At 72.8% G+C, this 780-nt stretch carries 2 protein-coding genes; both read left to right on the forward strand.

Annotation, left to right across the window (positions count from 1 at the left end; genetic code table 11):
* The coding region (locus D8M34_RS18490) for a phage holin family protein (protein WP_148113115.1) at positions 1-389 on the forward strand (389 nt) is incomplete at its 5' end.
* Positions 390-395: 6 nt separating this feature from the next.
* On the forward strand, positions 396-780 hold a 385-nt coding region (locus tag D8M34_RS18495; protein ID WP_126894737.1), incomplete at its 3' end, for an alpha/beta fold hydrolase.

Below are 780 nucleotides of genomic sequence, written 5' to 3' on the forward strand. Positions count from 1 at the left end.
CCCTCGGCCGGTCGGGGGTGGAGCTCGCCAAGGCCGGGGTCACGGCCGAGGGGAAGAAGGGCGTGCAGGGCAGCGTCTTCTTCGTGATTGCCGCGGCGATCGGGCTGTTCAGCCTGTTCTACCTGTTCTTCACCCTCGCCGAGGTCCTGTCGATCTGGCTGAACCGTGCCGCCGGTTTCGGGATCACGTTCCTGTTCATGCTGGTCGTGGCCGGTCTGTTCGGCTTCCTCGGCTACCTGCGGGTCCGCAAGATCCGCAAGCCGGAGCGCACCATCGACTCGCTCAAGGACTCCGCCCAGGTGCTCGCCCAGCGCGGCAACCGTGGCGACGGGGACAACGTCCGCGAGATCGCCGAGGGCACCTCCGGGCGGCACGCCGCCGCCGGCTGACCCGGCGTGTCCGCAGCGACCGGTGCCCCGCCCGACCCCTCGGTCGTCCGGGTGCCCGGTCCGTGGACGCACCGCGCGGTGTCGGCCAACGGAATCCGCATCCACCTCGCCGAGTACGGCCCGCCGACCGGCCCGCTGGTCGTCCTCCTGCACGGTTTCCCGGAGTTCTGGTGGACCTCGCGCCGCCAGCTCCTCGCCCTCGGCGAGGCCGGCTACCGGGTCGTCGCGCCCGACCTGCGTGGCTACGCCGCCACCGAAAAGCCCCCCCGCGGCTACGACCTGTGGACCCTCGCCGGGGACTGCGCCGGACTGATCCGGGCGCTCGGGGAGCCGCGCGCCCACGTCGTCGGGCACGACTGGGGTGCCGCGATCGCCTGGACGGTCGCCGTGC

Source organism: Microbacterium sp. HSID17254, assembly GCF_003989315.1.
Lineage (GTDB): Bacteria > Actinomycetota > Actinomycetes > Actinomycetales > Microbacteriaceae > Microbacterium.